This window comes from Streptomyces sp. NPDC026500, assembly GCF_055567635.1.
This window is the reverse complement of the sequence record NZ_JBVHQB010000005.1, coordinates 401,661-420,509: the sequence shown is the minus strand read 5'-3', so window position 1 is coordinate 420,509 and position 18,849 is coordinate 401,661. Positions and strand designations below refer to the sequence as shown.

Here is an 18,849-nt window from a genome sequence, read left to right as displayed (position 1 = left end):
GCGACGCCGGTAACCTGAAGCATTCGCTGCCGTCCGTTCGTAATGAAGAGAGCACCGTGGCCGCCGACAAGATCGAGACCATCGTCAGCCTGAGCAAGCGCCGTGGCTTCGTTTTCCCCAGTAGTGAGATCTACGGTGGACAGCGTGCCGCCTGGGACTACGGCCCGCTCGGCGTCGAACTCAAGGAGAACATCAAGCGCCAGTGGTGGCGTTACATGGTCACCTCCCGCGAGGACGTCGTCGGTATCGACTCGTCGGTGATCCTGGCCACCGAGACCTGGGTCGCCTCCGGCCACGTCGCCACCTTCTCCGACCCGCTCACCGAGTGCACCTCCTGTCACAAGCGCTACCGCGCCGACCACCTGGAGGAGGCCTACGAGGCGAAGCACCACCGCCTCCCCGAGAACGGCCTCGCGGACATCAACTGCCCCAACTGCGGCAACAAGGGCATGTTCACCGAGCCCAAGCAGTTCTCCGGCCTGCTCAGCACCCACCTCGGCCCCACCCAGGACACCGGCTCCGTCGCCTACCTGCGCCCCGAGACCGCCCAGGGCATCTTCACCAACTTCGCCCAGGTGCAGACGACCTCGCGCCGTAAGCCGCCCTTCGGCATCGCGCAGATGGGCAAGTCCTTCCGCAACGAGATCACGCCCGGCAACTTCATCTTCCGCACCCGCGAGTTCGAGCAGATGGAGATGGAGTTCTTCGTCAAGCCGGGCGAGGACGAGAAGTGGCAGGAGTACTGGATGGAGCAGCGCTGGAACTGGTACACCGGTCTCGGCCTGCGCGCGGAGAACATGCGGTGGTTCGAGCACCCGCAGGAGAAGCTCTCCCACTACTCCAAGCGCACCGCCGACATCGAGTACCGCTTCCAGTTCGGCGGCAACGAGTGGGGTGAGCTGGAGGGCGTGGCCAACCGCACCGACTACGACCTCGGCGCGCACTCCAAGGCCTCCGGCCAGGACCTCTCCTACTTCGACCAGGAAGCCGGAGAGCGCTGGACCCCGTACGTCATCGAGCCCGCCGCCGGTGTCGGCCGCGCCATGCTCGCCTTCCTGCTCGACGCCTACGTCGAGGACGAGGCGCCGAACGCCAAGGGCAAGATGGAGAAGCGCACCGTGCTGCGCCTCGACCCGCGCCTCGCGCCCGTCAAGGTCGCCGTGCTGCCCCTGTCGCGCAACCCGGAGCTCTCGCCCAAGGCGAAGGGTCTGGCCACCGCGCTGCGCCAGAACTGGAACATCGACTTCGACGACGCCGGCGCCATCGGCCGCCGCTACCGTCGCCAGGACGAGATCGGCACCCCGTTCTGCGTCACCGTCGACTTCGACACCCTCGACGACAACGCCGTCACGGTGCGCGAGCGCGACTCCATGAAGCAGGAGCGTGTCTCGCTCGACCAGATCGAGGGCTACCTGGCCGGCCGCCTCATCGGCTGCTGACCCACGCGCTCACGAAGCCCCCGGTTCCCGAGCAGGGAACCGGGGGCTTCGCGTTGTCCCGGACCATGGGGTGTCCGGGCGTCGGTCGGACCGGCGGCATCGGCGCGCCGCCGGTCAGCCCTGTCGGCCTCAACGGCCCTGCAGTGCCTTCACGTTGTCGCCGAAGGTCCAGTTCTTCGAACCGTCCCAGTTGATCGACCAGGTCATCAGACCCTTGAGGCCGGTGCCGTAGTGGCGCCAGGCCTGGGAGACCAGACTCGGCGACATGTAGCCGCCACCGGCGCCGGACTGCGCCGGAAGTCCCGGCACCTGCTTGTCGTAGGGGACCTTGATGGTGGTTCCCTGCACTACAAGCCCCTTGTTGAGACAGTCGGTCTGGGCGGTGAAACCCTGGACCGTGCCCGCGGAGTACGCGTCACCCGAGCAGCCGTACATGCTCCCGTTGTAGTACTGCATGTTCAGCCACCACAGACGCCCGTTGTCCGCGTACTTCTTGACGATCGGCAGATACGCGCCCCAGATCGAGCCGTACGCGACGCTGCCACCGGTGACGTAGGCCGTCTCCGGCGCCATCGTCAGCCCGAAGCCGGCCGGCATCTGCGCCAGCACTCCGTCGATGATCCGGGTCAGGTTGGCCTGCGAGGCGGAGAGCCGGCCGATGGTCCCGCTGCCGACGAGCCCGGTCTCGATGTCGATGTCGATCCCGTCGAAGTTGTACTTCTTCAGGATGGGCACGATCGTCGCGACGAAACGGTCGGCGACCGCGGACGAGCTCAGGTCGATGCCGGCGGCCGCTCCGCCGATGGACAGCAGGATCGTCTGCCCCGACGCCTTGGCCGCGCACATCTCGGCGGGCGTCGCGACCTTCACGCCCGTGTCCATCCCGTCCTCCCACAGCGCGGTGCCGTCCGAGCGGATGACGGGGAAGGCCGCGTTGATCACGTTGTACCCGTGCGCGGCGATGCGGGAGTCGGTGATCGGCGTCCACCCGAAGGGCGGGTGCACACCGTTGGACGAGCCGTCCCAGTTCTCCCAGTACCCCTGGAGAACCTTTCCGGCGGGGCGGGACTTCACAGCGCAGGTGTCCGCGGCCGAGGCGCTGGGCGCGCCCGCGATCGACAGGGGGGTGAGAACGGCCGCGGCCAGCGCGACGGCGAGCAGACGCAGTGTCCGGCGAATCGGCTTCCGGCGAGTCATGCGAGGCCTCCCGGTGGGGGTGCGGTGAGGTGTCGTAGGCATGACAGTCGCGCGGTCCAGACCTTTCGTCAATAGGTCTGGACCAAAGTGGGCCGTGACGGCTCCGGGAGGGCTGGGCGACCTGGGGCGGCCCTCCGGAGGCGCATGTCCCCGAGCCCCGTCGGCGAGGGCCCCTCAGGCCTCTTTGGGGTCGACCGTCGCCTGGTGCTCCTCCGCCAGGTGTTCCTCCGCCTTCAACCACGGGAGGAATTGGGCGTTTTTGCGCCAGCCGCACGTGTCGCATTTGATCGTGCGCTGTACGCCCGCCCGTTGTACGCGGACGGTGTGTTCGCGGCCGTGCTGGTCCCAGCGGCTTACTTTGCTCGTGTTGATCTGAAGCATGACACCTCCTGGTTTTACCGCTTCGTCTGCGCAGCAAGGAGTGTGCAGCATGGTGAAGATCAACGGGGGTTCTTCGGCTGCGAGTTCGGTGAGGGCAAGATCACGCTCAGGAGGGTGCCAGGTGTCCTTCGGCGGCCTCGACGGCGGCGGTGGTGACGTTGACCTGGTGTTCTATCTGCCGGTCCACGGGAACCCAGGTCGCCGTGAAACTCGCCGAGTAGGCGGCGCACCAGCGCGCGACGAGGGCTTCCAGTTCGGCGCGTTGAGGCGCGGTCCCCGGGGTGGGCGCGTACTCCTCCAGGAGGCGCAGCAGCATGGCGGCGGCTCGCAGCGGCGTTCGCCGGGCGAAGCCCTCGATGCTGGCCGTGCGGGCGCGGGTGAGGCCGGGGAGCGGGGTGAACGACGGGTGCGCGGGGTCCCAGCTGTCGGCCAACGGGCCGCAGACGCGCAGTGTTTCGGCCACGGCTCTGTGCATGCTGAAGCCGGGGTCCGGGCCGGGTGCCGGGAGGTGGGGGCGGGCCCGTTCGTAGTGGCCGCGGACGGTGTGGGCATAGGCCCGCAGGCGTTCCGCCCAGTGCTGCAGACGTTGTTCCGGAGCGGGGTGGGGGGCCAGGTCGGCGAACCCGGTGGCGGCCCAGACCGGTACCTCCACCACCGCGGTGACGCCGCCGTAGGCATGCGGGGCGAGCCAGGTGGAGTGGTGGGCGTTCTCCGGGAAGGCGGTGGGGCGTTCGGGTGCTCCGGGTGGCGGCAGGACGAACACGCCGGGGGCGCTCGTGGGCCAGTGCAGGGCGTCCAGCGGGGCTCTCTCGACCGGGATGCCGAGCCGTTCGGCGGAGGCGGCGAGGGTCCGGTCGAGGCCGGGGACGTCCCGGGTGAGCTGGGCGAAGGTGCCGCCGATGTCCGTACCGTGCAGGGAGATCTGGATGTAGGGCCGCAGCCGGCGGATGACGTCGAGCAGGGCGCGGCTCTCCGGCAGGAACCGTGGCCGGGGGAGGGCGGGTGCCCATTCGGGCTGCTCGTCGGCGGTGGGACGGAAGAACGCCCGGTAGTGGCCGAAGAGGGTGTCGGCGCGGTGTCCGCCCTCGTTGAGGCGGGCTCCGTCCGGGTCGAGGCACAGCACCAGATGCCATACGGTGCCGGGTCGTTCGCCGCCCAGTGCCCGGTGGGCCAGCGCCAGAAGGGTGCCCCCGCCGACGTATTCGTTGGGGTGTGCGCCCGCGACCACGAGGGCGTGCCGTGGCCCTTTCCCGACGCTCAGCATCCGCAGCGGGACGCCGTGTCGGGAGTGGCCGATCGTACTCAGCCGGCACAGGCCGGGATGCCGGGCGGCCAGGGCTTCGGCGGTGCGGGTGACGTCGGCGGGTGTGGGATAGCTCAGTGTCCGGAACCGCTGTCGTCCCTGGTCTCTCTCCGGTCCAGTGCGCGGATCTTGATCTCGGCCACGGAGTCTCCTCGGATCGCGGATCGCGGGTCGGCCGAACGGAACGCACCGGGCCATCGCCGGTGCGTTCCGTTCGACTTCAGTACGACTCAGTACGACATGGCGCATCACCGGTGTCAACAGCCCCTGAAGAAAGGCGAGTTGGGCTCATGGCCAGTGCATATGCCGGTGGCCGCACGGGAGTTGTGCGCCCGTCGGGCCGGTCGGACGGGTTGGACGAGTTGGATCGGTCGGCCCGGTCGGCCCGGTTCGGCTCGTTCGGTGTGGTTGGCGAAGGCCGGCGCGGTCGACTGCTCGGCCGCGGGCCGGATCCTCAGCTGATCGTGCGCGGCAGCCGCAGGCTCAGTGCGGTGGTCAGGGCCACGCCCGCCAGTTGGACCAGGAGGGTCGCGACCAGGGCCTCCCGCATGCCGTGGGCCGGGACGAGGGACAGGAACAGGGTGCCGAGGGTGGCCACCCCGACGGCGAGCGCCGCCTGCTGGGTGGTGGCCATCACGCCGCTGCCGACGCCGGCCCGCACGGCCGGCACCTCGGAGAGGACGATCCGGATGAGGACGGGGAGCTGGAGCGCCTGGCCCGCGCCGGCGACGGCGGCGCCGGGCAGCAGTTCCACCACCCCGAGGTCCGGCCAGGAACGCCAGGCGGCCAGCGCGATGAGGGCCACGCCCACCGCCTGGATCAGTCCGCCCGCCGTGACGACCCGGGTGCCGTAGCGCGCGATCAGCCGGGGTCCGCACAGGGACGTGATGAAGAAGACGACCGCCATGGGAGCGAGGGCCAGCCCCGCGGGGACGGGACCGAGGCCCGCGCCGCGTTGCAGAGCCACCGCGATCACGAACATGAAGCCGCTGAATCCGATGGAGAACGGCACGATCATGATCAGGCCCCGGCGCAGCGAGGTCAGCTGGAACAGGCTCGGTGGGACCAGCGGGGTGCGGCCGCGGCGGTCCGCACGGCGTTCGACGAGGTAGAAGGCGGCGGCCGCGAGCGGGAACAGGGCGAGGGACACCCAGGTCCACAGCGGCCAGCCCGCCGCCCGGCCCTCGGTCAGCGGGGCGAGCAGGGCCAGCAGGGCTACCGCGAGCAGTACGGTGCCGGGGGCGTCGATCGGCTCCGGGCGCTGCGAGCGGGTCTCGGGGACGGCGCGGGCGGCCAGGACGAGGCCGAGCACGACGACGGGCACGTTCACGAGGAACACCGAGCGCCAGCCGGTGCCCGCGATGTCGGCCGCGACCAGGATGCCGCCGAGGATCTGCCCGGCCACCATGGACAGGCCGGCCGTGGCGCCGTACAGGCTCATCGCCCTGGCGCGGCGGGGCCCGGAGGTCGCCGACTGGATGGTGGCGAGGACCTGCGGCAGCATCGCCGCGGAGGCCGCGCCCTGGGCGACGCGCGCCGCCACCAGGGCCCACGCCGTGGGCGCCAGGCCGCAGGCGAGCGAGGTCAGGCCGAAGGCCGCCATGCCGCCGAGGAAGAACTGACGCCGCCCGAACAGGTCGCCGAGGCGTCCGCCGAGGACGAGCAGAACGGCGTACGCGACCCCGTAGCCGGCGACGACGAGTTCGAGGACGGCCTCACTCGCGTTCAGGTCATGCCCGATGGTCGGAAGGGCTACGTTGACGATGAAGAAGTCGATCAGGGGCAGTGCCGCGCCCAGCAGCACCGTGAAGAGTCCGAGGCCGCCGAGCGCGGGTGGCGCGGTGGGGGCGCGGACGGTAGTCGTGAGAGTTCCGGTTTCGGTCACGTCCTCCAGACTTCTCCCGGGCTCAGACGGGTACCAGAGTCTCCTTATCCTGGTACAAGCACTACCTGGCAACAGGCTGCGGTGCGCGGCACGCTGGAGGCATGACGACCATGGCGCGGGAAACGACCACTGGCCAGGACCGGGCGCGACCGACCACCGTCCACGACTCGGTGCGCCCGGCCGCCGACCCGGACCCGCGTCCGACCACGGGCCGGGACCTGGCGCGACCGGCCGCCGCCCCGGACCCCCGTCCGCGCACCGGCCGGGACTTGGTGCGACCGGCCGCCGGCTCGGACCCCCGTCCGCCCACCGGCCCGGACCCCGTGCGACCGGCCCCGGACGGGACACGGCCGACCGACGCCGTGGCGTCCCGCGGCAGCGAGATCCGGCGGCACGAGCTGGCCACCTTCCTGCGCAGCCGTCGCGAACGCATCACGCCCGAGCAGGTCCAGCTGCCCCGTGGCCGCCGCCGGCGCACGCCGGGCCTGCGCCGCGAGGAGGTCGCCCAACTCTCCGCCGTGGGGGTCACCTGGTACACCTGGTTGGAACAGGCACGCGACATCCAGGTCTCCGAACAGGTCCTCGACGCCCTGGCCCGCGCCCTGCTGCTGGACACCAGCGAGCGGGCCCACCTCTTCCAGCTGGCCGGAGCCGTCGACCCCTCGCCCGCCGCCCGGTGCGCGGTCATCACCCCGGAGCTGCGCCTGATGCTGACGCAGCTGGAGCCGGTTCCGGCCTGCATCCAGAACAGCCGGTACGACATCCTGGCGTACAACCGCACCTACGCGCGTCTGATGATGAGGGACCTCGACACGATCCCGCCCGCCGACCGCAACTGCATGATCCTCGCCTACACCAACGCGGAGTGGCGCGAGTCGATCGTCTTCCTCGACGAGGCCATGCGTCTGATGGCCGCGAGGCTGCGCGTCTCGATGGCCGGGCACCTCGGGGAACCCGCCTGGAAGATGCTGCTGAAGCGGCTGCGGACCGAGTCGGCCGAATTCCGTGAGATCTGGGACCGGTACGAGGTGGTCGGCACCCGCGGCAAGACCAAGCAGTTCGTGAACCCGTACGTCGGTCTGGTCACCGTCGGTCACACCGACCTGTGGCTCGCACCGGACCTGGGTGCCCGCATGGTGACGTACGCGCCCTCCGACGAGGAGAGCCGCGCACGGCTGGAGAGACTGCACGCGATCGCGCTGGAGGCCGAGGCGGAAGCGGAGGCCGAAACGGCGTCCCGGGCGGAGGCGGAGGCGGCGGGGGCGGCCTGACCCGGGGCACCGGCGCGGTCGGGATGGTCACGTGCGAGCGGACGGCCCGGCGCAGCACCTGGGTCATCCGGGCGTCGCCCTTGAGCACGGCCGTGGCCGAGTCGGCACTGCCGGCGGGACCGGCACGGCCGAGTCCGCGCTGCCGGCGGGACCGGCTCGGCCCGGGTCAGGCCCGGACGCCCGCCGCCTCCCGGATCTCCGGGGACTCCAGCAGACGGGCCGTGTGTTCGGCCGACGCGCGGGCCCGGCGTCCGCTGGTGAGCGCGCCGAGGACGAGGACGGCGACACCGCAGGCGGTGATGATCCACCAGCCGGGGCGCGACGCCGGGACGAACGTGTCCCGGTAGGCGGAGGCGCTGATGCCGGAGGCGAGAGCCGCGCCGATGACGGCGACACCGAGGGTGCCGCCGATCTGCCGGCTGGTCGAGGCGACGGCGGCGGCGACGCCCGCCTGGGCACGGGGCATCCCGGAGACGGCGGTGTTGGTGATGGGGGCGTTCACGAAGCCGAAGCCGATGCCGAAGAAGACGTAGCCGATGACGAGCGTGACGTTCGACGTCTCCGCCTCGAACGCGGCGAACAGCACACCGCTCACGGTCATCGCGACACCGGCGATCAGCAGCGACGGGCGGGGGCCGCGGCTGCCGACCAGGCGTCCGGATATGGGCGCGCAGACGAAGCACAGGGCCGCCATGGGCAGCATCCACAGCCCTGCGTGCAGGGCGTTCAGGCCGCGCACGTTCTGCAGGTACAGCGTCGACAGGAACAGGAAGCCGCTCAGCGCGGCGAACGCGCTCACCGCGATGACGGTGGCCCCGCTGAACGGCACCGAGCGGAAGAAGCGCAGGTCGATGAGGGGTTCGTCGCGCCGGGGCTCGTACCGGAGGAGGCCGAGGAGCGCGGCGAGGGCGATCGCGGAGAAGGCGAGGGTGTGGACGAGGCCGGAGGAGGGGGCCTCGATGATCGCGTACGTCAGGGAGCCGAGCAGCGCGATGACGAGGAGCTGGCCGACCGGGTCGGGGCGACGGGCCCTCGGGGCACGGGACTCCGGGACGAAGCGCAGGGTCAGCAGGAGCGCGGCGAGACCGACGGGGAGGTTGATCCAGAAGATCGACCGCCAGCCCACCGTGTCGACGAGCAGTCCGCCCACCAGCGGTCCGGCAGCCATGGAGATACCGACCACGGCGCCCCAGACGCCGATCGCGCGGGCCCGTTCGCGCGGGTCCGTGAAGGTGTTGGTGATGATCGACATCGCCACCGGGTTCAGCATCGAGCCGCCGACGGCCTGGACCATCCGGAACACGACGAGTGTGTCGAGGTTCGGGGCGAGGGAGCAGAGCACCGAGCCGATCGTGAACAGGACCAGGCCCGCCGTGAAGACCTTGCGCCGGCCGATGCGGTCGGCGGTGGAGCCCGCGAGCATCAGCAGAGAGGCCAGGACCAGGGTGTACGCGTCGAGGGTCCACTGCATGCCCGCGACGCTCGCGTGCAGTTCCTGCTGCATCGACGGCAGGGCGACGTTCAGAACCGTGACGTCGAGGCTCACGATCAGCAGACTCATGCAGCAGATCGCGAGCACCAGCATCCGGTGACGATGGCTGAGCTCAGGCATTACATCAGGGTACGTCGCTCTCGATAGTGTGTCTAACTAATGACCACTACACGATCTTCCGTGCGAGCACCCGGCGCCGTACGCCACAATGGGGGAATGCCCACGCCCCCCTCCACCGTGAACTCGACGCTGTCGATCGGTCCCCACCAGGTGCAGCCGCCCGTCGTCCTGGCCCCCATGGCCGGGATCACGAATGCGCCGTTCCGCACGCTGTGCCGAGAGTTCAGTGGCGGCAAGGGTCTGTTCGTCAGCGAGATGATCACCACGCGGGCGCTGGTCGAGCGCAACGAGAAGACCATGCAGCTGGTCCATTTCGACGCGACCGAGAAGCCGCGCTCGATCCAGCTGTACGGCGTCGACCCCGCCACCGTCGGCAAGGCCGTCCGCATGATCGCGGAAGAGGACCTCGCCGACCACATCGACCTCAACTTCGGCTGCCCGGTCCCCAAGGTCACCCGCAAGGGCGGCGGCTCCGCCCTCCCGTACAAGCGGCACCTGCTGCGCGCGATCCTGCGCGAGGCGGTCAGCGGCGCCGGGGACCTGCCCGTCACCATGAAGATGCGCAAGGGCATCGACGACGACCACATCACCTTCCTCGACGCCGGACGGATCGCGGTCGAGGAGGGCGTGACGGCCATCGCGCTGCACGGCCGCACCGCGGCCCAGCACTACGGCGGCACCGCCGACTGGGACGCCATCGCCCGGCTGAAGGAGCACGTGCCGGAGATCCCCGTCCTCGGCAACGGCGACATCTGGTCGGCGGACGACGCGCTGCGGATGGTGCGCGAGACCGGGTGCGACGGGGTCGTCGTCGGGCGCGGCTGCCTCGGCCGGCCGTGGCTGTTCGGCGACCTGGTGGCCGCCTTCGAGGGCCGTCAGGAGTACGCCCGCCCGACGCTCCGCGAGGTCGCGGCCGTCATGGTCCGCCACGCCACGCTCCTCGGCGAGTGGATCGGCGACGAGGCGCGGGGTGTCATCGACTTCCGCAAGCACGTCGCCTGGTATCTCAAGGGCTTCGCGGTCGGCTCGGAGATGCGGGGGCGTCTCGCCGTCACCTCGTCGCTCGCCGAACTCTCCGACGGGCTGGCCGAGTTGGACCTCGATCAGTCGTGGCCGACGGGCGCCGACGGACCCCGCGGGCGTACCTCGGGCAACAACAGGGTCGTCCTGCCGGACGGCTGGCTGAAGGACCCCTACGACTGCGCGGGCGTGTCCGAGGACGCCGAGCTGGACACCTCGGGCGGCTGATCCCGCCGGACGTCCGGTGCGCGCGCCGCCCGCGCGCGCACCGAACCTTCCCGGCGCCACCCGAACTCTTCAGGCGCCGCCCACCGCCGTGAGCAGGGCCAGCGGCGCCGCGGCCGAACGGGACTCCCGCACGCAGGCGTGCGGGTAGGGCACCGGCTCGGCATGCGTGTCGCGGCCGTAGCCCGCGAGGACCTCGGGGAGGCGGTGGCCGGCGGCCGTGGCGGCGTCCACGAGCCCGTGGGCCACCGTACGGGCCTCGTCGTGCAGGCCGTACCGCGCCAGCCCCAAGGTGATCAGGGCGTTGTCGTGGGGCCAGACGGAACCCCGGTGATACGACAGCGGGTGGTACGCCGACTGGCCGGAGGCGAGCGTGCGCACACCCCAGCCGGAGAAGAAGTCCGGTTCGAGGAGCCGGCGGCCGACCAGCTCGCCGTACTCCTTGTCCAGCAGGCCGGACCACAGCAGATGACCCGCGTCCGAGGCGAGCGCGTCGACATGCCGGCCGTCGCCGTCCAACGCCAGTGCGGGGAAGGAGTGTTCGCTCATCCAGAAGTCCCGCTGGAAACGGTCGCGCAGGTCGGCGGCGGCCTGTTCGAGGAGCGCCGCGTAGACCTCGTCGTCCCAGACCGTGCGGGACAGGTGCGCGGTGCGGCGCAGCGCGTCGTACGCGTAACCCTGCGCGCCCGCCGCCATCACCGGGCCGGTGGGGCGGCTGCCGTCGGCCGAGCAGATGGCCCCCGGGGAGTCCTTCCAGTTCTGGTTGGCGAGACCGCCGCCGTCCGCGCGGTAGACGAGATAGCCGCGCGAGGTCAGCCCGCCGTGGTCCAGCATCCAGCCGATCGCCGCACGGGCGTTGGGCTCCAGACGGCGGGCCAGGGCCACGTCGCCGGTCTGTTCCGTATAGGCGCCGAGCAGCACCAGGAACAGCGGCGTCGCGTCCACCGAACCGTAGTAGCGCCCGTACGGCACCTGCCCGAAGTGCGCCAGTTCGCCGTGCCGCACCTCGTGCACGATCTTGCCGGGCTGGGCGACGGCGCCCAGCCCCACCTCGACCGCCTGGGTGGCGGCCAGCGCGGGCAGGGTGGCGGCGGCCAGCTGGGGCCGGTAGGGCAGCGCGAAGAGCGAGGTGAGCAGGGCGTCGCGGCCCAACAGGGTGAGGAACCAGGGGACTCCGGCCGCGGGCACCCGCAGCTCCTCGCCGTCCAGACCCGTGGCGGGTACCTGGAGGACGGCCAGATCGGACAGGCCCCGCGCGCAGGCCGCGGCCAGCTCGGGCCAGCCGGTGGGGAAGGGCACCCCCTGAGCGAACTCGCCCTCCAGGGCGAGCAGTCGCTCATTGGCCGCGGCGGGTGAGGCGGGCACGCGCGGCTCGTGCGCGGCGCCGTGCGGACGCGCCGCGACCCGCAGTGCCAGCTCCGCGGAGCCGTGCGGTTCGAGGTCGAGGGTCCATACGAGGCGACGCGCGCCCGTGCCTGTCTCCTCCACCCCGTCCGGCGCGGGCTCGGAGGTGACCGTCGTGCGGGACCGCCACTCGCCGCGCCGATAACTGAACTCCACCCCGTCGTCGAGGACTTGGCGCTGTCGTACGACGCCCGTCTTGGCGTACGTGCGGTAGTCGGAGCGCAGTTCGAACTGATCCGTGAAGTCGGCGTCCGCGGTGACCGCGATCCGGACCGTGGTGGCCGTCGGACGGTTGCTGGTGACGCGCAGCGCCTCCACGAACGAGCCCTCGGCGACGGCCTGTTCACGGAAGAGCGTGTACGCGGGCGGCTCGTTGCGGCCGCCCCGCGGCACCAGCACACAGCGCGCCGTGTCACCGTCCGCCACCGGCGTGAGTGCCTCGGGCACCGCGCCGTCCACCGTCAGCTGCCAGCGGCTGAGGTGCCGGGCGTCCCGTACGAATAATCCGTCCGGAGAGCTGCCGCCCCGCACTCCGCTGATGTCCCCGCCGTCGCCCACGGCGGCGAACGTTCCACCGTGCACGAGCAGATGATGCCGGTCCGTCATCCCCGGTCCCCTCCCTTGGCGCCCGTCTCGAACTCGAATACGCGCTGTCCCGCAGTGCTGTGCGCCGCGTCGATCAACGCGTCGCGCCCCTTCGGGGACACGATCGGTGCCGCCCCGGAGGGCTCGTGCAGCAGGTCGAGCGTCAGTGCCGCCGTCCAGCTGAAGCCGAGCGCTCCGCAGGCCTCGCCGGTGAACGGGTCCACGTACTCCGCGAACCCGGACTCCCCGGCGGTGTCCAGCAGGGCGGCCCGCAGCGCGTCCGCCCGTCCTTGCTCCCCGTGCAGCCGCAGCCCGCGCTCCAGCAGCCAGTTGGTGTTGAACCAGGCCGGCCCCCGCCAGTACCGGTGCGGATCGAACGCCTCGCCGGTCAGGTCGTAGCTGGGAGCCAGCCGCGTCACCCCGCCCAGCCCGAAATGCGGCCCGCCCGCGGTCCGTACGAGCGTGGCGGCGATGTCACGCGGCAGCGCGGGGAGGATGAGGGGGAGGAGTCCCGCGACACTGCGCTCAGGGATCAGCGCACCGCGCCCGCCCTTCCCGTCGCTCCGCTCGTCGCGGCAGAAGAACATGCCCTCCGCCGGATCCCACAGCCGCTCCACCAGTGCCGCCGTCAGCCGCTCGGCGCGCGCGTGGCGGGCGGTCCCGGTCGCGCCCAGTTCCCGCGCGATACGGGCCAGCGCGTGTTCCGAGGCGATCAGCAGGGCGTTGAACGCCGGGTCCTCGACGGCGAACTCGCCGCCGCCGTCGGCGTACCCCCGGTCCCGGTAGTCCGTGGCCAGCCGTACGTACCGCCCGTAGTCGAGATCCGTCGGCCGGTCCTCGGGGGCGCCGTGGTCGAGGTCGGCGCGCCGGAAGGAACGGGCGGGCGCCGGGGTGACGCGGCTGAGCGGGGCGTCCCAGCAGGGGCTGTTGTCCATGCCCTGCTCCCAGGGGTGGACCACGCTGGCGAGGCCCCCGCCGCCCAGGTCCCGTCGGTGCAGGAGATAGCGGTGCCAGGCCGCCAGGCGGGGATACATCCGGGAGAGGAACGAGCGGGACCGGGACAGCCCCGGGTCCGCCCGGTGCACCAGCCACACCGCGAGCGCGTGCACCGGTGGCTGCACGATGCCCGACGTCTGTACGGTGCGCGGGGCGCCCGCCGCGCGTCCGGCGGTCGACGAGCGCCAGAAGTCGGGGCTCGGGAAGTACGCGTCGAGCGGGACGGAGGGGTTGAACACGATGTGCGGGACACGCCCGTCGGCCCACTGCGCGCCGAGCAGGGTCTCCAGCTCCGTCTGCGCCCGCAGCGGGGACAGATGGCGCAGGCCGATCGCGATGAACGCGGAGTCCCAGGACCACTGGTGCGGATACAGACCGCGCGAGGGCACCGTCGACGTTCCCGTCCAGTTGCCGTTCAGCACCCGGGACGCCCTGAGGTGCAGGGACCCCGACGGCCCCGCGGGATCGTATACGGGTGATCCGGTCCGGACGATCTCGTCCGGACCGGGCGGAGAGGGCGGGCCGGAGGCGTGCGCGGGAGTGCCGGAGGTACGCACGGGGGTGATGGGCCCCCTGCGCAGTGCGGTGAGCTGGGTTGTGCTGTCCACTCAGGTCTCCCCGAAGACGTCCGACCGACCAGTTCGGCAGTAGCTGCCGTAGGGTTACGTCTATTTAACACGCAAAACTCAATATGTAATGCAGAGTTGGGGAACGCAAGAGGGTGCGCATGACAGAAAGGCGGGGAGGGACCGTGAAGACCGGGAACCAGGCAAGCGCCGGAGAACTGCTCGAACTGGTGCGCAGTGGCCGGGCGACCACGCGCGGTGCGCTCCAGCGGGCCACCGGTCTGTCGCGGGCCACGGTCGGCCAGCGCCTGGACCGGCTGTTCCGCGCGGGCTGGCTCCGCGAGGGGGCGGGCGGGCCCGTCGACTCACCGCTCGGCGGCCGCCCCTCCATCACCCTGGAGTTCGACGACGAGCACGCCGTCGTCCTCGCCGCCGACCTCGACACCCGGCACGGCAGGGCCGCCCTCCTCACCCTGACCGGAGAGATCCTCGCGGAGCACGCGGGCGCCCTGGTGATCGACGACGGCCCCGAGGCGGTGCTCGGCGAGCTCGGACGCTGGTTCGCGGAGCTGCTGGAGAAGTCCGGGCAGCGAGCCGACGCCGTCTGCGGCATCGGGCTCGCGGTGCCGGGCCCGGTCGACAGCGACACCGGCCGCGTGGTGCAGCCGCCGATCATGCCGGGCTGGGACGGCTACGACATAAGGGGCCGGCTGGGCCGCGCCTTCGCCGAACACGCGGGCACCGGCGCCGGTGCCGTACCCGTGCTAGTCGACAACGACGCCAACCTCATGGCGTACGGGGAGCAGCGCGTCGGCTACCCGGACTGCTCGGCGTTCGCGCTGGTCAAGGTCTCCACCGGTATCGGCGCGGGCATGGTCGTCGGCGGCACCGTCTACCGGGGTATCGACGGCGGCGCCGGCGACATCGGGCACATCCGGGTGGGCGCCGACGCGCTGTGCCGGTGCGGCTCGTACGGCTGTCTGGCCGCCGTCGCCAGTGGCGGCGCGGTGGCGCGCCGGCTCGCGGAGTCCGGGGTCCCGGCCGCGTCCGGCTCGGATGTGCGGGACCTGCTGGCCGCCGGGCATCCCGAGGCGATGGCGCTCGCCCGGGAGGCGGGCCGGCAGGTCGGGGACGTGCTGGCCACCGTGGTGACGCTGCTCAACCCGGGCGTGCTGATGATCGCCGGGGATCTGGCCGGAACCCCCTTCCTCACGGGCGTCCGGGAGCTGCTGTACCAGCGGGCGCTGCCCCGCTCCACCGCTCATCTGGACGTCGTGACCTCCCGGCTCGGCGAGCGGGCCGGGCTCGTGGGCGCGGGGGCGATGGTCGTGGAGTACCTGTACGCACCGGAGCGGGCCGAGGAGCGGCTGGCGGCCCTCGGCGTGTGACAGCACGCCCGCCGTCCGGGGCCGTGCATCCCGGAGGCCGTCCTTTCCGGAGGCCAACTGTTCCGGCGCCCGCGGTCCGGGCCCCGCGCCGGGGAGCGGGGTCGTTCGTTTCGGTGCCGGGGTCGGCCGTTCCGGGGCCCGGGGCCGTGGTCATCCGTTCCGCACGGGGGCGGGGCCCTCCGTTCCGGGGCATTGGGGGTGGAGACCGTCGGATCCGGGATCACCGGCGGGGGCCGTCGGTTCCGGGGTCACCCGTGTGGGGTGTCGGTGGGTGACATCCGTGTGTCGTGTCCGGATCGTGGTCCGCATGATGAAATCTGACTTCTCCCGATGGCGTGATTCTCGCCACCCTTGATAGGGGTCACGCTCAGATGAGCGGATCTTGAGCGACTGCACTTCCCTAAGGGGTGGCACTCAGTGCCACCCTCTGATCGTTCATCGATTAAACTCAGACGTGTCGAAGCTCGCTCACCTGAGCGTGCAGAGCGATCTACGAGCGTTGATTCGTTCAAGAAGTGAAAACATCGCCGCCCGATGGCTTGCCAAGCCTTGACTTTTGATCTGGTGGCGGACGAGTGGTTACAGGCGCATGACGCGCAAGTGGACGTACCCAGACGTCTTCGATCTGGGTATGTTCCCCGTCGTCAGGGCAGCCACCGCGACGTCGAGGAGTCGAGACTCGTGTCGGAAAACAAAGATCCCCACGTAGCTGAAAGCGGCGTCGGCGGAGCGAAGTTCGTTTATGACTTCACCGAGGGCAACAGGGACCTGAAGGACCTCCTCGGGGGCAAGGGCGCCAACCTTGCCGAAATGACCAACCTGGGACTTCCCGTTCCGCCCGGCTTCACCATCACCACCGAGGCGTGCAAGACCTACCTCGACAGTGGCGAGGAGCCGGCGGCACTGCGTGACGAGGTGAGTGCGCACCTCGACGCCCTCGAGGCCAAGATGGGCAAGAAGCTCGGCCAGGCCGACGATCCTCTGCTCGTGTCCGTCCGTTCCGGGGCGAAGTTCTCCATGCCCGGCATGATGGACACCGTCCTGAACATCGGGCTCTCCGACAAGTCGGTCCTGGGCCTCTCCCGGCAGGCCGGCGACGACCGCTTCGCGTGGGACTCGTACCGCCGTCTCATCCAGATGTTCGGCAAGACGGTCCTCGGCGTGGACGGCGAGCTCTTCGAGGAGGCGCTGGAGGCGGCGAAGACCCTCAAGAAGGTCACCGTCGACACGGACCTCGAAGCGGCCGACCTGAAGAAGCTCGTCACCAAGTTCAAGAAGATCGTCAAGACCGAGGCCGGCCGGGACTTCCCGCAGGACCCGCGCGAGCAGATGGACCTCGCCATCCACGCGGTCTTCGACTCCTGGAACACCGACCGCGCCAAGCTCTACCGCCGCCAGGAGCGCATCCCGCACGACCTCGGCACGGCCGTCAACGTCTGCTCGATGGTCTTCGGCAACCTCGGCCCCGACTCCGGCACCGGCGTCGCCTTCACCCGCGACCCCGCCTCCGGCCACCAGGGCGTGTACGGCGACTACCTCCAGAACGCCCAGGGCGAGGACGTCGTCGCCGGTATCCGCAACACGGTCCCGCTCGCCGAGCTCGAGTCGATCGACAAGAAGTCGTACGACCAGCTCATGCAGATCATGGAGACCCTGGAGAACCACTACAAGGATCTCTGCGACATCGAGTTCACCATCGAGCGCGGCCAGCTGTGGATGCTCCAGACCCGCGTCGGCAAGCGCACGGCGGGCGCGGCCTTCCGTATCGCCACGCAGCTGGTGGACCAGGGCCTGATCGACGAGGCCGAGGCGCTCCAGCGGGTGACGGGCGCCCAGCTCGCACAGCTGATGTTCCCGCGCTTCGACGACGAGGCGAAGGTCGAGCAGGTCGGCCGGGGCATCGCGGCGTCGCCGGGCGCGGCCGTGGGCAAGGCGGTCTTCGACTCGTACACCGCCGTGAAGTGGTCGCGCTCCGGTGAGAAGGTCATCCTGGTCCGCCGCGAGACGAACCCCGACGACCTGGACGGCATGATCGCGGCGGAGGGCATCCTGACCTCGCGCGGCGGCAAGACCTCCCACGCGGCCGTCGTGGCGCGCGGCATGGGCAAGACCTGTGTCTGCGGCGCCGAGGAGCTGGAGGTCGACACCAAGCGGCGCCGGATGACCGTGCCCGGCGGGCACGTCGTCGAGGAGGGCGACGTGATCTCCATCGACGGCTCGACCGGCAAGGTCTACCTCGGTGAGGTCCCGGTGGTCCCCTCCCCGGTCGTCGAGTACTTCGAGGGCCGCATGCACGCGGGCGCCGACGACGCCGACGAGCTGGTCGCCGCGGTGCACCGGATCATGGCGTACGCGGACCGGGTCCGCCGGCTGCGGGTGCGCGCCAACGCCGACAACGCCGAGGACGCGCTGCGCGCCCGCCGCTTCGGAGCGCAGGGCATCGGCCTGTGCCGCACCGAGCACATGTTCCTCGGCGACCGCCGCGAGCTCGTCGAGCGGCTGATCCTCGCGGACACCGACGCGGAGCGCGAGGAGTCCCTGAAGGGGCTGCTGCCGCTGCAGAAGAAGGACTTCGTCGAGCTGTTCGAGGCGATGGACGGACTTCCGGTCACGGTCCGTCTCCTCGACCCGCCGCTGCACGAGTTCCTGCCGGACATCACCGAACTGTCGGTGCGCGTCGCGCTCGCCGAGTCCCGCAAGGACTCCAACGAGAACGACCTGCGTCTCCTTCAGGCCGTGCACCGGCTGCACGAGCAGAACCCGATGCTGGGCCTGCGCGGTGTGCGCCTCGGTCTGGTCATCCCCGGCCTGTTCACCATGCAGGTACGGGCCATCGCGGAGGCGGCCGCCGAGCGCAAGAACGCCAAGGGCGACCCGCGCGCGGAGATCATGATCCCGCTCGTCGGCACCGTCCAGGAGCTGGAGATCGTCCGCGAGGAGGCCGACCAGGTCATCGCCGAGGTCGAGGCGGCCACCGGTGTGCACCTGAAGCTGGCCATCGGCACGATGATCGAGCTGCCGCGGGCCGCGCTGACGGCCGGCCAGATCGCCGAGGCGGCGGAGTTCTTCTCCTTCGGCACCAACGACCTCACCCAGACGGTGTGGGGCTTCAGCCGCGACGACGTGGAGGCCTCCTTCTTCACGGCGTACCTGGAGAAGGGCATCTTCGGCGTCAGCCCGTTCGAGACGATCGACAAGGACGGCGTCGGCTCCCTGGTGAAGTCCGCGGTGCAGGCAGGCCGCGCGACGCGCCCCGACCTGAAGCTCGGCGTCTGCGGCGAGCACGGCGGCGACCCCGAGTCGGTCCACTTCTTCCACGAGGTGGGACTCGACTACGTCTCCTGCTCCCCCTTCCGGATCCCCGTCGCCCGCCTGGAAGCGGGCCGCGCGGCCTCCAGCTCGAAGGGCAGCGACCACCGGTAGAGACCCCGGAGCCACGCCGGTCACCCCACCCTCACCGACCGGCCTCGGCCCCGGCATCCAGAACGAAGGGGCGGCACCCTGTGCGGGGGTGCCGCCCCTTCGGGTCGGGCGTGGCGTCCGGCGTGGAGGGCCCGCCTAGGCTGGGTGCCCGTAG

Annotated in this window: 12 protein-coding genes; 5 read left to right on the top strand and 7 right to left on the bottom strand. The window is 71.1% G+C overall.

The genetic code is table 11. The annotated features are described in order from the left end of the window. The first annotated feature begins 56 nt into the window (after window positions 1-56). The gene (locus ACZ4N5_RS12465; protein WP_356781260.1) at window positions 57-1,439 is read left to right on the top strand and encodes a glycine--tRNA ligase; all 1,383 of its coding nucleotides are present in this window, start codon (window positions 57-59) and stop codon (window positions 1,437-1,439) included. A gap of 129 nt (window positions 1,440-1,568) precedes the next feature. On the opposite strand, the gene ACZ4N5_RS12460 is transcribed toward ACZ4N5_RS12465, so the two are convergent. The 4 genes from ACZ4N5_RS12460 to ACZ4N5_RS12445 form a co-directional block, all read right to left on the bottom strand. Continuing rightward, entirely contained in the window at window positions 1,569-2,636 is a 1,068-nt protein-coding gene (locus ACZ4N5_RS12460; protein WP_467757039.1) for a chitinase, read from the bottom strand. Between the two features lie 174 nt (window positions 2,637-2,810). Beyond that, window positions 2,811-3,017 carry a hypothetical protein gene (locus tag ACZ4N5_RS12455; protein WP_355845540.1) on the bottom strand — a complete coding sequence of 69 codons (207 nt, stop codon included), beginning with the start codon at window positions 3,015-3,017 and terminating at the stop codon, window positions 2,811-2,813. A 106-nt stretch (window positions 3,018-3,123) separates the two neighbouring features. Beyond that, window positions 3,124-4,353: a M14 family zinc carboxypeptidase gene (locus tag ACZ4N5_RS12450; RefSeq protein ID WP_467757136.1), complete on the bottom strand. Its 1,230-nt coding sequence runs from the start codon at window positions 4,351-4,353 to the stop codon at window positions 3,124-3,126. 421 nt (window positions 4,354-4,774) lie between these two features. Beyond that, window positions 4,775-6,205 carry an MFS transporter gene (locus tag ACZ4N5_RS12445; RefSeq protein ID WP_467757038.1) on the bottom strand — a complete coding sequence of 477 codons (1,431 nt, stop codon included), beginning with the start codon at window positions 6,203-6,205 and terminating at the stop codon, window positions 4,775-4,777. A 323-nt stretch (window positions 6,206-6,528) separates the two neighbouring features. Here ACZ4N5_RS12445 and ACZ4N5_RS12440 point away from each other — a divergent pair, with 323 nt between their 5' ends. Next, window positions 6,529-7,476, top strand: coding sequence for an MmyB family transcriptional regulator (locus ACZ4N5_RS12440; protein ID WP_467757135.1), 948 nt, complete (start codon window positions 6,529-6,531; stop codon window positions 7,474-7,476). 166 nt (window positions 7,477-7,642) lie between these two features. Here ACZ4N5_RS12440 and ACZ4N5_RS12435 read toward each other — a convergent pair whose 3' ends face one another. Then, window positions 7,643-9,088 carry an MFS transporter gene (locus tag ACZ4N5_RS12435; protein WP_467757037.1) on the bottom strand — a complete coding sequence of 482 codons (1,446 nt, stop codon included), beginning with the start codon at window positions 9,086-9,088 and terminating at the stop codon, window positions 7,643-7,645. A 96-nt stretch (window positions 9,089-9,184) separates the two neighbouring features. Between ACZ4N5_RS12435 and dusB the strand changes: the two genes are divergently transcribed. After that, window positions 9,185-10,336: a tRNA dihydrouridine synthase DusB gene (dusB, locus tag ACZ4N5_RS12430; RefSeq protein ID WP_467757036.1), complete on the top strand. Its 1,152-nt coding sequence runs from the start codon at window positions 9,185-9,187 to the stop codon at window positions 10,334-10,336. Window positions 10,337-10,405: 69 nt separating this feature from the next. Here the strand turns inward: dusB and ACZ4N5_RS12425 are convergent, their stop codons facing one another. After that, window positions 10,406-12,343, bottom strand: a complete 1,938-nt coding sequence (locus tag ACZ4N5_RS12425; RefSeq protein WP_467757035.1) for an amylo-alpha-1,6-glucosidase — start codon at window positions 12,341-12,343, stop codon at window positions 10,406-10,408. Further along, complete coding sequence (locus tag ACZ4N5_RS12420) at window positions 12,340-13,812, bottom strand: MGH1-like glycoside hydrolase domain-containing protein (RefSeq protein ID WP_467757134.1); 1,473 nt, start codon at window positions 13,810-13,812, stop codon at window positions 12,340-12,342. Before ACZ4N5_RS12420 ends, ACZ4N5_RS12425 begins: the two co-directional genes overlap by 4 nt. 233 nt (window positions 13,813-14,045) lie before the next feature. On the opposite strand from ACZ4N5_RS12420, the gene ACZ4N5_RS12415 reads away from it, so the two are divergent. Both ACZ4N5_RS12415 and ppdK read left to right on the top strand, forming a co-directional pair. Next, window positions 14,046-15,272 (top strand): ROK family transcriptional regulator, encoded by a 1,227-nt coding sequence (locus ACZ4N5_RS12415; protein ID WP_467757034.1) that lies wholly within the window; start codon window positions 14,046-14,048, stop codon window positions 15,270-15,272. A gap of 681 nt (window positions 15,273-15,953) precedes the next feature. Then, window positions 15,954-18,695 carry a pyruvate, phosphate dikinase gene (ppdK, locus tag ACZ4N5_RS12410; RefSeq protein WP_467757033.1) on the top strand — a complete coding sequence of 914 codons (2,742 nt, stop codon included), beginning with the start codon at window positions 15,954-15,956 and terminating at the stop codon, window positions 18,693-18,695. Window positions 18,696-18,849: the final 154 nt, after the last annotated feature.